This is a genomic window from Bacillus sp. 2175, assembly GCF_057812155.1.
The window spans coordinates 4,628,036-4,648,046 of the sequence record NZ_CM173819.1; the positions used below are offsets into that span (position 1 = coordinate 4,628,036).

Genomic DNA, 20,011 nt, shown 5'->3' on the forward strand with positions numbered 1-20,011 from the left:
TGGGTCTTACTACCCGGCAAATAGTGGGATAAACAAACCTATAAAAAAGAAGACTGTTCCAAAATATCGGAACAGTCTTCACTTATACTCTTATTCTTCTCCAAAACGCTCCACAAGTGTTGCAAGTGTACGTACCATTGCGCCAGTTGCTCCAGCTGGACCTAAGTCGTGCGCACCTTTTGTTTCTGATGTTCCAGCGATATCTAAGTGTACCCATGGTGTATCTTCAGCGAATTCGCCTAAGAATGTACCTGCCATAACCGCATGTCCTTCACGGCCTGGTGAGTTATTTAAATCAGCAAACTTACTGTTTCTCACACGTTCTTTATCACGATCAAAAATCGGTAGTTGCCAAATTGGCTCATCTGTTTCCATAGAAGCCTCTAGCACTTGCTCAAATAACTCTTCATTATTTGTCATTGCGCCTGTCGTATAGTTTCCAAGTGCAACAATTACACCGCCTGTTAATGTTGCAACATCAACAAGGTAGTTTGCACCAAGTTTTTTCGCATACGTAATACCGTCAGCTAAAGCTAGACGACCTTCTGCATCCGTATTTAATACTTCAATTGTTTTTCCGCTCATAGATGTGATTACATCGTCTGGCTTAAATGCCGTACCACTTACAACGTTATCAGTTGAAGGAATAACAGCGATCACATTTTGTTCTGGGCGAAGTTCACCGATAATTTCCATCGCACCTAATACAGCAGCTGCACCGCCCATATCACCTTTCATACCAACCATGCCTTCACGTGGTTTTAAAGAATAACCACCAGTATCGTATGTAATACCTTTTCCAACGAACCCAATGACATCTGTCCACTCTTCTTTTCCTTTATAAATAAGAGCAATCATTTTTGGTGGCTCTACACTACCTTGGTTTACTGCAAGTAACGCACCCATACCAAGGTCTTCCATCTCTTCTTTCTCAAGAACTTTATAGTCCATATCATATTTCTCCGCTAATTCAACAGCATACTCAGCAAGCTTTGTCGCTGTTAATACGTTTGGCGGCATATTTACAAGTGTACGAGCTGAATTTGTTGCACGTCCATGTACGTAGCCAACTGTTAATGCTGCTTCAATTTCTTGTGCATCTTCCGCTGTAATAGCCGTGAACTTCTCTAACTCTACACGATCCTTTTTATCTGATTTATACGTTTGTAACTCATATGTACCAAGGCCTTGTACCTCTGCCGCAATATGAGCGACATCAATCGCGTCTAATTTCTCTGTTACGAAAGAATCAAGTAAGATTGCTGCATCTCGTACTTTTGCTGCTTGCAGTGTTTTAAACGCCTTACCAAGAGCCGCACGTAACGTTTCTGTCGTGTAAGATTCTTTCTTTCCTAAACCAACAAAGTAATAACGTTTCACATTTATTTTCCCTAAGCTATGTACTTTCGAAATGGCCTTTTTCTTCGTAGATAATTCTTTCTCTTCTAGTAAAACTTGTAATTGCCCTTCAAACGCTTTGTCCAGTTCTTGTACAAAACTACTCATTTTCTCTTCTTCAAATAAAGCAACAATTACCGCTTCATGACCTGCTAATTCTTTTTGTACTTGAAACATGTTCAGACCCCCTAAATTTCTCTACCACCATTATAACTTTATTTTCGATAAAATGCGATAATTCTAACTACAGTTATATGGCGTGTAAAATCGCAGATCCAAAATCTCCTCTATCATGAAATAAGCCAAGAAAAAAAGTCTAGCGTAATTACGACTAGACTATCTTTGTTTTAAATATTGACCACGAAACACTTGCATCGTTTCGTCTTGATTTAACATCGTTAACTCTTCTTCTGTAAATTTACCATTTCCTACTTTTACTACGTACACATTTACTTTTTTCTTACCCCATTGGCTATAAACATCTTTCACCGTATCATAATATAGATCAAGACGGTTTCCTTTTATTGCACCGCCCTTATCAGCTACTACACCATACCCGTAACCTGGCACGAAGAGAATCGTTCCAATCGGGAATACGCGTAAGTCCGCAGCAATTGTGGAATATAAATCCCTTTTCACTTTGACACCTGAATATGTAATACCATACTCTGGATGCCCTGGCCTCTTACCAGTTGACTCAATCCCCGATGTATAACCTGTTGCAGTCATTTCAATTGAACGATATTTAGACCAGTCGTTTGCCTGCTCTAAAGCATTTATCACTTCTTTACTCGGAGCAACATTTCTCTTAACTTCTGCTGCATGTACTTCTTTTGCACTCATTCCTTCATATATCTTTACAATCTCTAATAAAGAAACTCCTGTGAAAGCATTCCATGTTACGCATAATGCAATTGCAAGTAAACAAGTCATCATAATGCGAATACAATATCGTTTTAACATTTTTATATTCCACACTCCTTCATCGTTAATCATTCCCTATACGATGAAGGAATATGCAAAAAAATAATCTCCAACTTAATTGGAGATTAAAACATTTGATATCCGCTTTTCCGAAGTTTCTTGATTACGACTCCTGCTAAAGCAGCCCCTACTAATCCAGTAGATAGAATAAATACGTCTGCTTGTCCTAAGTGCGATACACTTGTCCCAAATGAAGAAAATGTTTCTTTCGGTTTTGAAAAATAATCCCACATACTCGCTTTATTAATAATAAGCATACAAACAATCGGATACACAATAACCATTACCCAAGTAGCTCGCAAAATCATGTTGAGTAAAAATCCAATTCCAAAGAACAAAATAAAGAATAACATCATTGAAATAAGTAGTACCGGTATACTCACTCTTTTCCCCTCTCCTTCGCACGTGCCGTAAATACGTGATAAGCTGTATAACCAAATGGTTCACCTGGATTTAATGTTTTGTCCACTTCAAGATGTAGTTCTGATCTTCCTTCTAACAAATATTTAATAAGCACAGACGTATTCGGATCGTCTACAATCTTATCCGGATGTAAGAACGCCACTTCAGACAATTCTTTCTCCTGTACAATAATATTTTCTCCTTCAGGTTCCAAAAGGAAAATAATCATATTATCACTAATCTCATTACGAATAACACCCGATCGAACACCAATAATCCCCTTCACATGAGCGACAATGCCTGTCTCTTCTAACACTTCGCGTTTCACAGCTTCATCAACCGTCTCACCTTCATTTACAAAACCAGCCGGTAAAGACCATTTCCCTTTTAATCCACTGTATTTCTTCTTAACAAATAGCCACCTACCATCTTTTGTAGCTACTAAACCACTAACAGCTAGCCATACCTTCCCTCGTTTCTCCATGATGTAATAACCTCCTCCATCAGAACGGACAGAATATTCTTTCTTTTTTATATATTATACTATATTTTTAATATGAAAAAAGCAGAAACAGCTCTTAGCCGTTTCTGCTTTTTCTACTATATATTAAAAGAACTTTAATTTACCTTTTTTAAGAACTAATAAAGGTCCACCTAATAAGAATAGGTAACGGTTATCGATTACTTTCTTCATGAAGGAAGCTTTCCAACCTGTTAACTTTTTACCCATAACAACGCCCATTGCATCGTCATGACCTAAAGAACATACAGATCCTTTATTATCGAATGCGAATTTCTTCATCTCGCCCTTGCCACGAACTAATACAGTTAAGTTGTGTGCAATATTGTAACCTTGTTGAATTGCAATTTGTGCTGTTGGTGGGTAAGGACGGTTAATTTCTTCATTAATAATTAACGCTGCGTCACCAACCATGAATACATCTTCGTATCCTGGAGCGTGCATGTACTCATCAACTTTTACACGTCCGCGCATTGCTTCAAAGCCAGACTCTTCCACAATACCATTACCACGAACACCTGCAGCCCAAACTACTGTTTCAGACTTAATTAATTCAGTGTCATCGCCATTCGCAACGATAATACCTTCTTCAGTTGCTTCTTTAATTGCTGTACCGATGCGGAATTCTACACCTTTTTTCTCAAGCTGTTTTACAGCGTATTCTACTAACGCTGGATCAAAACCTGGAAGTGCTGTTGGAGCAGCTTCTACACAGATGATACGTGCTTTTTCACGTGGTACATTATACTCTTTGCAAAGTTCAGGAACACGGTTTGCAAGCTCACCTACGTACTCGATACCAGTAAATCCAGCACCACCAACAACGATTGTTACTAACTCATCGCGTTGTTCAGTTGCATATTTAGAGAAACTAGCTTCCATATGCTCACGAATTTCACGAGTTGCATTAATGTTAGCGATTGAGAATGCATGCTCTTTTAATCCTGTAATTCCGAATGTTTCTGATTCGAAACCAAGACCAATTACTAAGTAATCATACTCTAACTCGCCATCTTTTAAGATAATGCGTTTTTCAGCAGCTTTAATTTCTACTACTGTGTCTTGTACAAAGTTCACTTTATTTGTATCAATAACGTCTTGAATATCTAGACAGATTTTTTCATCTTGTAATGTACCAGCTGCGCTCTCATGTAACCAAGTCGCTTGGTAGTGATAGCTGTTGTTGTTTACTAGCGTAATTTCAGCTTCATTTACAGATAATGCTTTTTGCAGACGAACAGTCGTAATCATCCCGCCATAACCTGCACCTAAAACTACGATTTTTGGAGTCTTCACCAAATCACAACCCTTTTCTTTATATAATAGTAATAAAAAATAATACCAAGTACTAAAAACTCTATTTGTCAAGAATGTGGAATTTATCACATTCTATATCATAACAAAACGCAGTCAAAAAATCGTACGAATTTTGTCATAGAAATTTAACATAATACTTCCCTATATTAGTCGGTTTTATTCCAGAATTCAAGCGTCTGGAGAATTATCAATATTTTAAAATAACATAGCGTTTTCAAGGGTTTTTTAGCCTTTTTTTCATGTATTTTCCTTTCTGTATATTTTATACAATAAAAAAGAACCTATGCGAAAACTTACACACAATTCAGTCGTTTTCAGAAGTATTATGAACTCAAATATGCTATCATTTATTTGAAAGTGTCATCATTTGCAGGATTTTCGTGTACATATGAACAATATATGAAATCAATATCAAAATTCCATCTATAGGGGGAATGAAAGTGGCAGAAAATCAAAAAGTTTACGACATAACAATTATTGGTGGTGGTCCAACGGGACTGTTCACAGCATTTTATGGCGGTATGAGACAAGCAAGTGTAAAAATCATTGAAAGCTTACCTCAACTTGGCGGACAATTATCCACACTCTACCCTGAAAAATACATTTATGATGTGGCTGGATTTCCAAAAGTGCGCGCACAAGAATTAGTTGATAACTTAAAAGAGCAAATGAAGAAATTTGACCCAACTGTTTGTTTAGAAGAAGCTGTCGATACGCTTGAGAAACAAGCTGACGGTATATTTAAACTTGTTACGAATAAGCAAACTCACTATTCTAAATCAGTTATTATTACTGCTGGCAATGGTGCTTTCCAACCACGCCGCTTAGAATTAGAAGGTACAGCGAAATACGAAAAGAAAAACTTACATTATTTCGTTGATGATATGAATAAATTTGCTGGTAAGCGCGTCGTAGTATTTGGCGGTGGCGACTCAGCAGTAGACTGGACAATGATGTTAGAACCGATTGCTGAAAAAGTTACAATCGTTCATCGTCGTGATAAATTCCGTGCGCATGAACATAGCGTAGAAAGCTTAATGAATTCTCGTGCAGAAGTAAGTACACCATACGTTCCAGTAGAACTCATTGGTGATGACAAGATTGAACAAGTCGTTCTTCAACATGTAAAAACGGAGGAAAAAATTATCATCGATGTTGATGACGTAATCGTAAACTACGGCTTCGTTTCTTCTCTTGGCCCAATTAAAAACTGGGGCTTAGATATACAAAAAAACAGCATCCTTGTAAATTCAAAAATGGAAACAAATATTCCTGGCATTTACGCTGCTGGTGACATTTGTACATATGAAGGAAAAGTAAAACTTATCGCTTGTGGATTTGGCGAAGCACCGACAGCAGTAAACAATGCAAAAGCTTACTTCGATCCAAATGCAAAACTTCAACCGATGCATAGCTCAAGTATGTTTTAATATGCAAAAATAAAGCTCCTTCCATACGTGGAAGGAGCTTTCCTTTTATATAACATAAAAGCACACTGAGTCCAATAAACTATCGAACTCAGTGTGCTTTTCGTCTAAAAAATTATTGTTTTCTTCTTCTACCTAATACGAATAATACTCCGCCAACTAAGAATGAAATTCCCGCACCAACTGACATCATCCATGAATGTGCTCCCCCTGTTTTCGGTAATTCTTTTTCTACTTTTACTTGCGGTTCTTTAATTAACTTTTCCAGTCTTACTTCCGGTTTCTCCGGTTTCACTTCTGGTTTCTTCAGATCTTTCGGTTCCTCCGGTTTCACTTCTGGTTCCTTCGGCTCTTTCGGATCTTCTGGCTTCACTTCTGGTTCTTTTGGTTCTTTCGGTTCCTCCGGTTTCACTTCTGGTTCCTTCGGCTCTTTCGGATCCTCCGGTTTCACTTCTGGTTCCTTCGGTTCTTTCGGCCCTTCTGGCTTCACTTCTGGTTCTTTCGGTTCTTTCGGTTCTTTCGGTTCTTTCGGTTCTTTCGGCTCTTCCGGCTTCACTTCTGGTTCCTTCGGTTCTTTCGGCTCTTCCGGCTTCACTTCTGGTTCCTTCGGCTCTTCTGGTATCTTAAGATCTTCTTTTGTTTTCGGTAAAATTGTAACTGTAGGCTCAAGTGGTGGATTTATTTTATCGTCCACTACCGCTCTATTTGTTATCCCTTTACTTGGTGCTGCTTTTACCTTCACTTTAAAAATAATACTACGTTCTTTCGTATCTGTAATTTCTAGATACTTTGCTATTACTTTTCCAAACTCCATTTTTAACTCTATTGGATTTGGTTCAGCCCCTTCAAATCTAATGCTATCTTGCACGTACTCTAAACCGGCTGGAATTTCATCTTCTACCTTTACCTCTGCTAGTTTGCCGTTTTCTACCGTATTTTTGAAACTAATTCGGTATTCTACTTCTTCTCCTAGCTTCGGTTCTTTATTATTTACTGTCTTCGTCGCTTTTAACTTACCATCTTTATATTCTGGCTTTATTGTCGCTGTCGGTTCCATAACTGGATGATCTGGATCATCTACATGAATGATCGCTTTATTTGTTATTTCCTCTCCAACTTTTACCGATTCTTTTACCTTTACTTTAAAGATGATACTTCTTTCTTTCGTATCCGTAATTTCTGGATACTTCACTGTTACTTTTCCATTCTCGACTTTAAGTTCTGTTGGCACAGGCTTATCACCTACGGCCTCCAGACTTTCTTTCACATACTCTAAACCAGACGGAATTTCATCTTCAATCTTTACATCAACTAACTTCCCGCCATCTACTGTGCCGTTAAAAGTAATTCGATATTCGATTTCTTCCCCTAGCTTTGGTTCATGGTTACTTACTTCTTTCCTTGCCTCTAGTTTCCCATCTTTATATTGAGGTGTAATTGGTATAAGTGACTCAACTGGTGGATTTGTCGGATTATTATCATCCACAACCGCCTTGTTTATAATTTCTTTTCCTACTTGTACCGTTTCTTGTACTTTCACTTTAAAGATGATACTTCTTTTTTTCGTATCCGTAATTTCTGGATACTTTGCTGTTACTTTTCCATTCTCAACTTTAAGTTCTACTGGATTTGGTTCCGGCCCATCAGACTTTATACTATCCTGTACGTATTCTAAACCAGCTGGAATTTCGTCCTCTACTTTTACCTCAGTTAGTTTGCCGTTTTCTACTGTATTTTCAAAACTAATTCGATATTCTACTTCTTCTCCTAACTTCGGTTCATGGTTACTCACTGTCTTTTCAGCTTGTAATACACCCTCTTTATGTTGAGGTTGTATCGCGACATTCGGTTTCTCTGGTGGATTTATAGTATCTTCCACAACCGCCGTATTCACAATCGCTTCGCCAATTTTAGCTTTTTCTTTCACTTTTGCTTTAAAGACGATACTTCTTTCTTTCGTATCCGTAATTTCTGGATATTCTGCGAGTACTATGCCGTTTTTCACTTTTACATGCAACGGTTTTGGATTATCCCCCTCAGCTCTTCCGCTACCTTCTACAAACTCTAAACTGTTTGGTAATTCATCCTTAATTTTCACCTTCGCTAATTTTCCGTGCTCAACTACGTTACGGAACGTAATTCGATACTCTACTTCTTCTCCTAATTTTGGAGCTGGGTTATTTACTGTTTTCTCAGCTTTTATTTTTCCATTCTTATACTCCGGTGTAATAATCGCTTCTGGTTTTTGCGGAGGATTCTTCGGATTATCATCATCCACAATTGCCGTATTCACGATTTTCTTCCCGACTTTTACTGCTTCTGTTACTTTTACCTTAAAGATAATGCTACGCTCAGCTGTATCAGTAATATTTTCATACTTCGCTGTAATTTTTCCAGCTTCTTCTTTTAACTCTACCGGATTTGATTCATTACCTTCTGCTTTTAAACTATCCTTCACATACTCTAATCCATTTGGTAGTTGATCCTCAATTTTCACTTCTGCTAGTTTTCCGTTTTCTACCGTATTTTTAAAACTAATTCGGTACTCTACTTCTTCTCCTAGCTTTGGATCTTTTTTACTTACCTTTTTATTAGCTTTAAATTTACCAGCTTTATGCTGCGGTGTAATATCTACTTCTGGTCGCTCTGGTGGATTTTTTGTATCATCAACAATTGCTTTATTTACAATTGCCTTGTCCACTTCAACGGAATCTTTCACCTTCACTTTAAAGATAATGCTTCTTTCTTTCATGTCAGTGATATTTTCATACTTCGCACTAACCTTACCAGCTTCTTCTTTCAACTCTACTGGGGCCGGCTTATCACCTTCTGCTTTTAGACTATCTTTCACATACTCTAAACCAAACGGAATTTCATCCTCAATTTTAACCTCTGCCAGTTTTCCATCTTTCACCGTATTATTAAATGAAATTCGATATTCGATTTCTTCACCTAGCTTCGGTTTATGATTATTCACCTTTTTATGAGCAGCAATTTTACCATCTTTATATTGTGGTGTAATTTTTGCTGTCGGATCAATTACTGGATGGTTCGGATCATCAACATGGATAATCGCTTTATTTGTAATGTCCTTCCCTATTGTAACCGAATCTTTTACCTTCACTTTAAAGACAATACTTCTTTCTTGCGTATCCATAATCTCTGAATACTTTGCCATTACCTTACCATTTTCTACTTTCAACTCCACTGGTTTTGGCTCTTCACCTTCAGCTTTTTCGCTTCCTTCTACAAACTCTAATCCAGCTGGAATTTTATCTTCTATTTTTACCTCTGCTAGTTTTCCATCTTTCACCGTATTATTAAAAATAATTCGATATTCGATTTCCTCACCTAACTTCGGTTCATGGTTACTTACTTCTTTTCTTGCCTCAATTTTCCCATCTTTATATTGTGGTGTAATCGGTACATAAGGCTCTTCTGGCAGATTCTTTGTATCATCTACAATTGCCTCATTTACGATTTCTTCTCCCACTTTTACGCTTTCTTTTACCTTCGCTTTAAAGACAATGCTTCTTTCCTCTGTATCTGTAATTTCTGGATACTTTGCCATTACCTTATTATTTTTCACATGTAGCTCTACTGGTTTCGGTTTAGAACCTTCTGCCGTGATACTGCCCTCCACATACTCTAAACCATTTGGTAATGCATCCTTTATATTTACCTCTGCTAGTTTTCCGTTTTCTACCGTGTTTTTAAAACTAATTCGGTATTCTACTTCTTCTCCTAGTTTCGGTTTATGATTATTCGCCACTTTCTGCGCAGCAATTTTACCATCTTTATATTGCGGAGTAATTTCCACATGAGGCTCTTCGGGCTCATTTTTTGTATCTACTACGATTGCTTTATTAACAATCTCCTTGCCTACTTCTGCCTCTTCTTTTACTCTCACTTTAAAGATAATACTTCTTTCTTTTGTATCCGTAATTTCTAGATACTTTGCCATTACCTTGCCGTTTTCAAATTTCAATTCTACCGGACTTGGTTTAGAACCTTCTGCTTGTAAACTGTTCTCCACGTACTCTAATCCAGCTGGAATTTCATCTTCTACTGTAACCTCTACTAGTTTTCCGTTTTCTACCGTGTTTTTAAAACTAATTCGGTATTCTACTTCTTCTCCTAATTTCGGTTTTTTATTGTTTACAAATTTCTCTGCTTTAAGCTTACCGTCTTTATATTCTGGCGTAATTGTTACTTCTGAAGTTGTTGGATCTTTTGTATCATCAACAACTACTTTATTGACAAGGCCTTCACCAACTTTAAATTCTTCTTTTACTTTCGCTTTAAAGACGATACTTCTTTCTTCTGTATCCGTAATCTCTGGATATTTGGCGATTACTTTTCCATCTTTCACTTTCAGTTCTACTGGATCCGGCTTAGTACCTTCCGCTCGTAAACTATCTTTCACATACTCTAATCCATTTGGTAAATTGTCTTCTATTTTTACCTCTGCTAGCTTTCCGTTTTCTACCGTGTTTTTAAAACTAATTCGGTATTCTACTTCTTCTCCTAACTTCGGCGTTTCATTATTTACCGTCTTCTTCGCTTCCACTTTTCCGTCTTTATGCTGCGGAGTAATTTCTGCCGTCGGTGTTTCTGGTTCATTTTTCGTATCATCAACAATTGCTTTGTTAACGATTTTTTTACCGACTTTCACTTCTTCCTTTACTTTCACTTTAAAAGTGATACTTCTTTCTTCTGTGTCCGTAATCTCTGGATACTTCGCCATTACCTTACCATTTTCCATTTTCAATTCTACTGGATCCGGCTTAGTATCTTCTGCTTTCACACTGTTTTCTACATACTCTAAACCTTCTGGTAAAGTATCTTCTATTTTTACCTCTGCTAGTTTTCCGTCTTCTACCGTGTTTTTAAAACTAATTCGGTATTCTACTTCTTCTCCTAACTTCGGCGTTTCATTATTTACCGTCTTCTTCGCTTTCACTTTTCCGTCTTTATGTTGCGGAATAATTTCTGCTGTCGGTGTTTCTGGCGGATGTTTCGTATCGCTCACAATCGCTTCATTAACAATTGAATCGCTCACTTTACCTTTTACTTTCACTTTAAAGGTAATACTTCTCTCTTTTGTATCTGTAATCTCAGGATACTTTGCCATTACCTTACCGTTTTCAAATTTTAATTCCACTGGATCTGGCTTAGAACCTTCTACTTTTAAACTATCTTTCACATACTCTAATCCATTTGGTAAATCATCTTCTATTTTCACCTCTGTTAGCTTTCCATGTTCTACCGTATTTTTAAAGCTAATTCGGTATTCCACTTCTTCTCTTAACTTCGGCGTTTCATTATTTACTATCTTTTTTGCTTCAAGTTTTCCATCTTTATACTGAGGAGTAATTTCCGCTGTCGGATTAACTGGCTTATTTTGCGAATCATCAATAGTTGCTTTATTAATGATTTTTTTACCGACTTTTACTTCTTCTTTTACTTTCACTTTAAAAACGATACTTCTTTCTTCTGTATCCGTAATTTCTGGATATTTTGCCATTACTTTACCGTTTTCAAATTTCAGCTCTACTGAATCTATTCCGGCACCTTTTGCTTTCAAACTATTTTCTACATACTCTAAACCTTCTGGTAAAGTATCCTCTACTGTCACGTCTGTTAGCTTTCCGTTCTTTACCGTATTTTTCATACTAATTCGGTATTCTACTTCTTCTCCTAACTTCGGTGTTTCATTATTTACGATTTTCTTCGCTTTAATTTTTCCATCTTTGTGTAATGGTGTAATTTTCGCTTCTGGTTCTTTCGGATCTTTCATATCATCAACAATTGCCTTATTGATGATTTCCTTCCCCACTTCCGCTTCTTCCTTCACCTTTACCTTAAAGACAATACTTCTTTCTTTCATATCCGTAATATTGTCGTATTCAGCAATAACTTTTCCATCTTTTACACTTAACTTTAATGGAGCTGGTTTATCACCTTCAGCCTTTTCACTGCCTTTTACATACTCTAAACCGTTAGGAATTGTATCCTCTATTATTACCTTTTCTAGTTTTCCGTTTTCTACCGTGTTCTTAAAGCTAATTCGGTATTCTACTTCTTCTCCTAGTTTTGGTGATGGATTATCTACTGTCTTCTTCGAATCAATTATTCCATCCTTATGTTGCGGAGTAATTCTTTCCTCCGGTTCAATCGGTGGATTTTTCGTATCATCAACAATTGCTTTATTGACAATCTCTTTATCTACTTTTACTTCTTCCTTCACCTTTACTTTAAAGACGATACTTCTTTCTTTCATATCCATAATATCGATATACTTAGCTTTGACTATCCCATTTTCAACAGCTAATTCTACTGGTTCAGGTGCTTCTCCTTCGGCCTTGATGCTATTTTCTACATATTCAAGACCTTTTGGAATTGTATCTTCCACTCGCACCTTTTCTAGTTTTCCGTTCTCAACCGTATTATGAAAACTAATGCGGTACTCGATTTCTTCGCCTAACTTTGGCTTCTTATTATTAACTACCTTTGTAGCAGCAATTTCACCTTTTTTACTTTGCGGTGTAATAACAACCTTTGATTCAACAGGCTCATTTTTCGGATCTTTTGCAATTGCTTTATTTACGATTGCCTCCCCTACTTTTGCCGAATCTTTTACTTTCACTTTAAAAACAATACTTCTTTTTTCTGTATCCGTAATTTCTGGATACTTGGCCATTACTTTGCCATCTTCCACTTTTAGTTCTACTGGCTCTGGTTTTATACCTTCAGCTTTCAAACTATCTTTCACGTATTCAACACCTTTAGGTAGTGTATCTTCTACTAGCACCTTTTCTAGTTTTCCGTTTTCTACCGTATTATAAAATGTAATTCGGTATTCCACTTCTTCTCCTAGTTTTGGTGTTTGATTCGTTACGCTTTTTTCTACATCCACTTTACCGTATTTATAATCCGGCGTAATCTTTTCCTCTGGATGCTCAGTTTGTCCATTTGGCTCACTCACAACCGCTTTATTAACAATCGTTTCTCCCGCTTTTGCCTCTTCTTTTACTTTCACTTTAAAGGCAATGCTTCGCTCTTTTGTATCCGTAATCTCTGGATATTTTGCGATTATCTTACCATTTTCTACTTTTAACTCTACTGGATTTGGTGCAGCACCTTCAGCTCTCACACTGCCTTGAACAAATTCTAAGTTAGCTGGAATTTCATCTTCTATTGTAACTGCATCTAGTTTTCCGTTTTCCACCGTATTTTTGAAGCTAATTTGATATTCAACTTCTTCTCCTAGCCTCGGCTTCTTATTTGTTGCTTTTTTCTTTGCAGCAATTTTACCGGCCTTATGCTGTGGTGTAATCTTCTCTTCTAGATTCTTTGGTGGATTTGTTTTATCTCTAACGGTTGCTTTATTAACAATTTCTTCACCAATTTTTGCAGTTTCTTTTACTTTTGTTTTAAAGACGATACTTCTTTCTTCCATATCCATAATTTCTGGATACTTTGCAATTACTTTTCCATTTTCAAACTTCAGCTCTACTGGCTCTGGTTTTGCACCTTCGGCTTTCAAACTATCTTTCACGTATTCAAGACTACTTGGTAATTCATCTTCAATGGTCAATACATCTAGACGTCCATCTTTTGTCTTATTTTTAAATGTAATACGATACTCTACCTCTTCACCTAACTTCGGTGTTTTATTAGAAGCTATTTTTCTCGCCTCTATTTCCCCTGGAACTTCTTTTGGGGTAGTAACCGTAACATTTGCATCGTCCTCAGTTTCATACTTTATCTCGGCACTATCTTGTCCCTTTACAACAACGACATTTTTTACTGTTGTATCTGATTGTACAGAATCTTTCACTTTTACTTTGAATGTAATAACGGTACTTTCACCCGGCTTTAAAACACCGCCGTCTTTAGCATTAGCACCTTCACCAACACGGAAATCAATTTGATTATTTACAAACTCCGCTTCATCATCGCTTGCATCATCTGTTTTATTTCCTTTATTACTTCCAGAAACATATTGAATAGACCCTGGAACATACTCTAAACGGTCATCTAATTTATCAAAACCTTTTACATTCGATACCGGCGCTTGATTATTTTTCGTATCATTTTTCACTTCAATTTGATACGTAAACTCTTCACCAGCTTTAATTTCCTTAACTTCTTTACCGGTACTATCTAATGCCTTTTTATCAACTTGTAAGTTTGGAGCATTATGTTCTGTAACGAATGTGGCGTTATTTAATACGTAAATATCACCGCCACCACCATATGCTCTAAAACGTATTTTTCCTTCTTTCAAATCATTCTTTACTTGAGTGGGTCCTTCAAGGTGATACGTATGAATATCTGTACTGAAAGAATTTGTCCAATCTGGATTATATCCTGGGTATTTTTTCGTAACAAATTCGTTAGTGCCATCTACTTGTACTTCTGTCATAGATGAGTCATTAACATCATTATCTTTACTTTTAATATTTTTAAACTTTTGATACCCTAACCCAAAATCATACTCTCCATAATCATAGGCATATCCATCATTATCAGCTGGATCACCTTGCGATGAAAAATAACTAAATTCCGCCTTGAAAGCGCCTTCTTTTGGTGTGTTTATTTTATTAACACTAATATCTGTCCAGGCTGTACTTTTTTGAGAGACTAGCCCTTCCCAAATCTTCATGTCTTTTACTGTTTCTTTATAGTTTTCATAAACTAATATAAGATTCCAGTTACCCCAGTAATAGCCGCCACCTGTTACATCTTTAATTTGTGGCACATTTGCAACTGTCAACGTTTGAGAAATACCTTGCTGTGCAATTATATTTGTTACATCTGCATACGCTACATATCCTGCGCCACTACCTGAGTAATTAGAAATATAAGGTAGATAATCAGCTTTTCTTATGCTATCAGCAGTTACCTCTGCATATTCTTTATTTCCCATTCTCATTTTGACTGGTTGCCTTACTTGATCCTCGGTAACCTTTCTATCAGCGATATTTCCTGGTAACCCCATTGCTGCTGTCCAGAATAAGTAAGCCTTTTTCACTTTACTTCCAGCAGGAATGTTAGGAAATGCACCTGTTGACGAATTAAAAGTACTATCATCGTTATCAACATCAACCGTCATTTTATTCGTTTTATAACCCATACTTTGTCTGCCATAATGATCAGATGTCAAACCAAGCGTCACATTACCAGTCTGTACTAAATTACCAGGAGCAATTGTAGAATACAACGGGTCTCCAAATCCTTGTTTATCTCCTGTTTGGATTTGAACCTTCGAAGCATTTTCTGATGCAGCTTGTACTTCTGCATCACTCTGCTTTACTGCTAAAGGTGATTGCTTTTTCTCTTTTTCTAGTTGCTTCTCAGCCTCAGGTTGTTTTATCTTCTCTATTTCTGTTTTTTGTGCAGATGTATTTTTATCTTCTACAGATACTTTTAATTTTCCATCCACTTCTTTAGTTTTTGAATCAGTTGTTGATCCGATAGCTTTCTTACTACTGTCAGCCTCATCATCGGTATTAGCTTCTAACTTCTCTTCAGAAGGAAGCCCTTCAACATCTACAGACATGTTTCCTATTTGTAGTTGATCCTTTTGCACACTAATTTTTTGCTTATACTCTTTATTAAAATGTTGCGCACGACGAGCTTTTATTAATACAGTCATTTTTTCATGTGATTTTAAATCTTGAATTTTAAGATTAGAAGAAAGAACCTTTCCTCCATTATCTTTTTCCTCTACATAGAAATCCGCTACCTTATTTTCAAGTAACTTCTCTCCGTTTACTTTCACAGATTGCGAAAGAAACTCAATTCCATTGTCATTATTTTGTTTAATTACTAATTCTCGGATTGGTGTATCTCCCGTATTTTCAATCTTATATTGAAATACGTGCTCCCTCTCCGCTACTTCTCCCTTATACATTTCAGCATTCACTTGATCTGCCTTAATTTTCACATCATTTCCTTGTAACTCATCCCAGCTTTTTTTATTTATCTCTGTAGCAAAAGCACTGGGCGAAGGCAATATGATGGATAGAAGAAGTGTGATCATTGTTACGACATTAAAACACTTCAATACTTGCTTCATATTTTCTACCTTTCTCCTTTCTATATACTTGCTATCCGCCTACTTCATTTCAGTAACCCTTTCATTTAGTAGCCGAATACATAGCAATATATATCCACTCGCAACAATCCGACCTACGAAAATGTATCGTTGAAATCCCAATGTCAACAATATAAATCTCATAGAATATTACTATTTTAATTTATCAAAAATAGCATATATACCGGACACTTATACAAACCTTTACCATACTTTTAATATAGTAAAAACATCGTGCTGTATAGGTTTATATAACAGTTAAAGGATACTTAAAAATTTTAACATACTCCTCACCCTATTTATACATACAATAGAAAATTTACCATTTTTTAGTTATTTTCAGTTTGTTTTTTATGATTAAAATTTTCTAAAAATAACAACCGTTACATGTAAAAATATGTTATATTAAACAAGAACAAACGTTCTTTTTTTAAAAAAAGGAGGAATTTTTTATGCTACACGAACCTATTATCGTAAAAAAAGAAGCTTTCCACGCAATCGGCGTTTCGGTTACGACGACTAATGAAAAAGAGGCATCTACTGAAGGAAACATTCCACAACTTTGGAACCGATACTTTCAAGAACAAATGATGCATCACATCCCAAATCAACAAACGAAAGAAACATTCGCTTTCTACTCAAACTACGAATCAGATGAAACCGGTACATATCAATTTACAATCGGTATGCCTGTTTCTTCATTAGAAGACGTTCCTGAAAATATGACAACTTTAACAATACCTGCCGCTACATATGCGGTATTTACAACAAGAAAGGGACCAGTTGCTGAAGTCGTTTGTGAAGCTTGGGAATATATTTGGAAATGGTCGAAAGAAAATAAACGTGCCTTCACAACAGACTTTGAGCTTTACGATGAAAGAGCGTTAGATCCAAACAACGTTCAATTGGATATTTATATTGCGTTAGCCTAAAAAAAGATGCCCATTCGGCATCTTTTTTTGTCGTTAAATAGCTACTGGGCAAATTCATTATTATTGTCTACAATGAGAAAGTGCAGTATAGAAATATTAGAAACTGTATAAAACGATTGTTAATAGGTTTTTTAGTTTAAATTCGTCACATAGAAAGGAAGCAATATGGAGGAACTACAACAAAATAAAACTGCTTTAGAAGGAAGCGGAAAACCGTTATTAAAAAATACGAATTTCCTTTTTCTTTGGGCAGCTACTCTTTTTTCAAGCTTTGCTTTAGCCTTTTTTACTTTTTCACAAACGTGGTACATAGCAAAAACATTAAACCTTGAAGCTTCACTCGGTGTTGTTTTCGTAGCCCTTAGTGTTCCAAGGCTTATTTTTATGATTGTCGGCGGCGCTGTAGCTGATAAATTCCCGAAAAAAAACATTATGTTTTACTCCAATATCATTCGAGCGATTCTTGTCGCAACCATTCTCACATGGTTCATTGTCGGTGATGTAACACTATATACATTTGCTTTATTCGCTTTATTCTTTGGACTTGCTGATGCTTTCTTCTGGTCAGCGGATGGATCTATCTTACCGGAATTGGTAGAAAAAAGCCGGTTAACACAAGCAAATTCACTTACACAAATGACGAACCAAGCATCGGTCATCTTAGGCCCTGTACTTGGTGGTATTCTCATTAAATTTACGAACTATGAGACAATCTTTTCCATTACGATTTTATTACTGATTGTCGCTGCCATACTCGTTCAAAAAATACAATTTACGATGCCAGAACAAAAAGATACAGATAAAGGTATGTTCACTTCCATTAAAGAAGGAATCTTATATGTAAAGGAATCGCCATTCCTTTCAACTTTCCTTATTTGTAGCGCTTTTTTAAACTTATTTTTAATCGGCCCGATGCAAGTTGGTTTCCCTCTTTTTGTTAAAAACGTTCTGCATGGTGATTCGCTCCAGTTTAGTTACTTAGAAGCATCTGTAGGCGGCGGAATGGCAATCGGTGCTATCATTGTAGGTTTAAAAAATATTAATCGTAGACGCGGTCTATTTTGTATTATCATGATGCTATTGTCTGGTGTATTCTTCTTAGCCATCAACTTTAGCACCGTACTTTGGCAAGCACTATTAGCCGGCATGTTTTATGGTATTACAATCGCAATGGCGATTGTACCGCTTATGGCAATGATTCAATCGACAGTAAAAGAAGAAATGATGGGACGCGTAATGAGTTTACTTATGCTATCATCAATGGGCTTTATCCCGCTCTCTTATGCATTCACATCACTTGCACTTGCAATGGGAATTCCAATCGTAACCGTTATGAAAAGTGGTGCAATAGCTGTTATCGTCTTCGTACTATTTGTAGCGATTCGTGTTCCAGTTGTAAGGAAGTTCGATTAGCCACTTAGAGTCATGTATTATACGCATGGCTCTTTTTTGAATGGATCAAATAGTGATATTCCCTTACTTCTCCTTAATGCTGCTCCCCATTCTAATCCAACCTCTAAAAATAAATCTCGCACTGTACTGTATAAAAGTGCCCCAATGTCTTTACAAATTTCCCCATATTTATATGCTCTTACAACACTTTTCACGCGCCAAATTAAATTTCCATACACTTCTTCGTCAGCTAATATTTGCTCTAGTAAAACACCTTGTTCTAGTAACCCACTCTTTTTATACGCAAGCTCGACCTTACTCCAAAATATATTAATTTTCTTCGGATTACTCGTCATCGGCACCAGTGCGTATATAAAAGGCTTCGGTATATCATGACGGCAATACGTCTCATCAAGCTCATACGTTCCTTTTCTTTTCTCTTTTATTTGTGAAATGTTTTTAGAAAGAATTGTTTCCCCAGCAATTTTTTGCTCATTTTTACTACAGCCAGTTGCATTATCCTCAGTTTTACAAGCGGACATTTTCATACGGTCATCCATGCGGTCAATCGCAGATGTAAGAAATACATATAAGTTCGCACTATACCCGCCGCGTTTATGCCTTTCTTTTGTTGCAACACGCTTTATAATTCCTAGTTCCTCTAACTTTGCAATTGAACGGCGTACTGTACGAATACTCTTTCCAACATTCGTCGCAATCGTCCCCATTAATGGACAAGCAACCCCTACTGTTTTTTGTTTCTCATTCACCGCATATTTTCCTAAAAAATGAATAATGATAGAATCAGTTTTATTCAATTGAAATCGGTAGCACTTCAAAACTTGTTTTTGATATGTATTAAACTCTTCTTTACTTCGAAATTCACTATATGGTTTCATTAAATTATATAAGCTTCCCATTTATATCACCTCATTTATAAGTAAGAGGCAGGAAGCGAAATTGGCGTGATAGTTAATATTTTTTAATGGAGATGAAAATATGATCGTAATTAGCGCTTGTTTAGGTGGGATTGCTTGCCGTTATGACGGGAATGACAATCTCGTTTCAAAAATAGAGGAGCTTCTGCAAAAAGAAGATACAGTCCTCATTTGCCCTGAAGTATTAGGAGGACTACCAACACCTCGTCCTTCCGCTGAAATTATTGGCGGGAATGGCGACGACGTTTTAGACGGAAAAGCGAAAGTGATAACAAAAAATGGTGAAGATGTCACAGCAGCTTTCGTAAATGGTGCTTATAAAGCATTAGAACAAATTAAAGATTTACACCCAGAATATATTATTTTAAAAGAACGCAGCCCATCTTGTGGTAGTTCTACGATTTACACTGGAGAATTTAACGGTAATAAGCAAACTGGTTTCGGAGTGACAACTGCTTTATTTAAAAGACACGGATTTAAAGTCATTTCAGAAGAAGAATTTGAAAACAAAAAAAGGAATTGACCCTGTTCGTCAATAAAGGTTATTTACGTTCGTTTTAAAAATAGTAATAAACCCTTATATATCAACGGTTTGT

General features: G+C 36.5%; 11 protein-coding genes. 4 read left to right on the forward strand and 7 right to left on the reverse strand.

The window, feature by feature from the left end; all coding sequences use genetic code 11:
- Nucleotides 1-90: 90 nt before the first annotated feature.
- The 5 genes from pepA to ACXKY9_RS24135 all read right to left on the reverse strand — a co-directional run bounded on the left by pepA (nt 91) and on the right by ACXKY9_RS24135 (nt 4,600).
- Nucleotides 91-1,575 (reverse strand): cytosol aminopeptidase, encoded by a 1,485-nt coding sequence (gene pepA / locus ACXKY9_RS24115; protein ID WP_000487942.1) that lies wholly within the window; start codon nt 1,573-1,575, stop codon nt 91-93.
- Nucleotides 1,576-1,734: 159 nt separating this feature from the next.
- The gene (locus ACXKY9_RS24120) at nt 1,735-2,361 is read right to left on the reverse strand and encodes a 3D domain-containing protein (RefSeq protein ID WP_000920098.1); all 627 of its coding nucleotides are present in this window, start codon (nt 2,359-2,361) and stop codon (nt 1,735-1,737) included.
- A gap of 86 nt (nt 2,362-2,447) precedes the next feature.
- Nucleotides 2,448-2,765 carry a YuiB family protein gene (locus ACXKY9_RS24125; RefSeq protein WP_000027016.1) on the reverse strand — a complete coding sequence of 106 codons (318 nt, stop codon included), beginning with the start codon at nt 2,763-2,765 and terminating at the stop codon, nt 2,448-2,450.
- Nucleotides 2,762-3,268: an NUDIX hydrolase gene (locus ACXKY9_RS24130; RefSeq protein WP_000415321.1), complete on the reverse strand. Its 507-nt coding sequence runs from the start codon at nt 3,266-3,268 to the stop codon at nt 2,762-2,764. The genes ACXKY9_RS24125 and ACXKY9_RS24130 overlap by 4 nt, the downstream gene beginning before the upstream one ends.
- 123 nt (nt 3,269-3,391) lie before the next feature.
- The gene (locus tag ACXKY9_RS24135; RefSeq protein ID WP_000856612.1) at nt 3,392-4,600 is read right to left on the reverse strand and encodes an NAD(P)/FAD-dependent oxidoreductase; all 1,209 of its coding nucleotides are present in this window, start codon (nt 4,598-4,600) and stop codon (nt 3,392-3,394) included.
- Nucleotides 4,601-5,061: 461 nt separating this feature from the next.
- Here ACXKY9_RS24135 and ACXKY9_RS24140 point away from each other — a divergent pair, with 461 nt between their 5' ends.
- Nucleotides 5,062-6,051, forward strand: a complete 990-nt coding sequence (locus tag ACXKY9_RS24140; RefSeq protein ID WP_176887173.1) for an NAD(P)/FAD-dependent oxidoreductase — start codon at nt 5,062-5,064, stop codon at nt 6,049-6,051.
- Between the two features lie 112 nt (nt 6,052-6,163).
- Here the strand turns inward: ACXKY9_RS24140 and ACXKY9_RS24145 are convergent, their stop codons facing one another.
- Entirely contained in the window at nt 6,164-16,135 is a 9,972-nt protein-coding gene (locus ACXKY9_RS24145; protein WP_000815771.1) for an isopeptide-forming domain-containing fimbrial protein, read from the reverse strand.
- Between the two features lie 470 nt (nt 16,136-16,605).
- Between ACXKY9_RS24145 and ACXKY9_RS24150 the strand changes: the two genes are divergently transcribed.
- Together ACXKY9_RS24150 and ACXKY9_RS24155 are read left to right on the forward strand one after the other, a co-directional pair.
- Entirely contained in the window at nt 16,606-17,085 is a 480-nt protein-coding gene (locus tag ACXKY9_RS24150; RefSeq protein WP_000902159.1) for a GyrI-like domain-containing protein, read from the forward strand.
- 165 nt (nt 17,086-17,250) lie between these two features.
- Nucleotides 17,251-18,498 carry an MFS transporter gene (locus ACXKY9_RS24155; protein WP_000391942.1) on the forward strand — a complete coding sequence of 416 codons (1,248 nt, stop codon included), beginning with the start codon at nt 17,251-17,253 and terminating at the stop codon, nt 18,496-18,498.
- Nucleotides 18,499-18,515: 17 nt separating this feature from the next.
- Here ACXKY9_RS24155 and ACXKY9_RS24160 read toward each other — a convergent pair whose 3' ends face one another.
- Nucleotides 18,516-19,397 (reverse strand): helix-turn-helix domain-containing protein, encoded by an 882-nt coding sequence (locus tag ACXKY9_RS24160; RefSeq protein WP_000535259.1) that lies wholly within the window; start codon nt 19,395-19,397, stop codon nt 18,516-18,518.
- 79 nt (nt 19,398-19,476) lie between these two features.
- Between ACXKY9_RS24160 and ACXKY9_RS24165 the strand changes: the two genes are divergently transcribed.
- The gene (locus tag ACXKY9_RS24165; protein ID WP_000635484.1) at nt 19,477-19,938 is read left to right on the forward strand and encodes a 2-thiouracil desulfurase family protein; all 462 of its coding nucleotides are present in this window, start codon (nt 19,477-19,479) and stop codon (nt 19,936-19,938) included.
- Nucleotides 19,939-20,011: the final 73 nt, after the last annotated feature.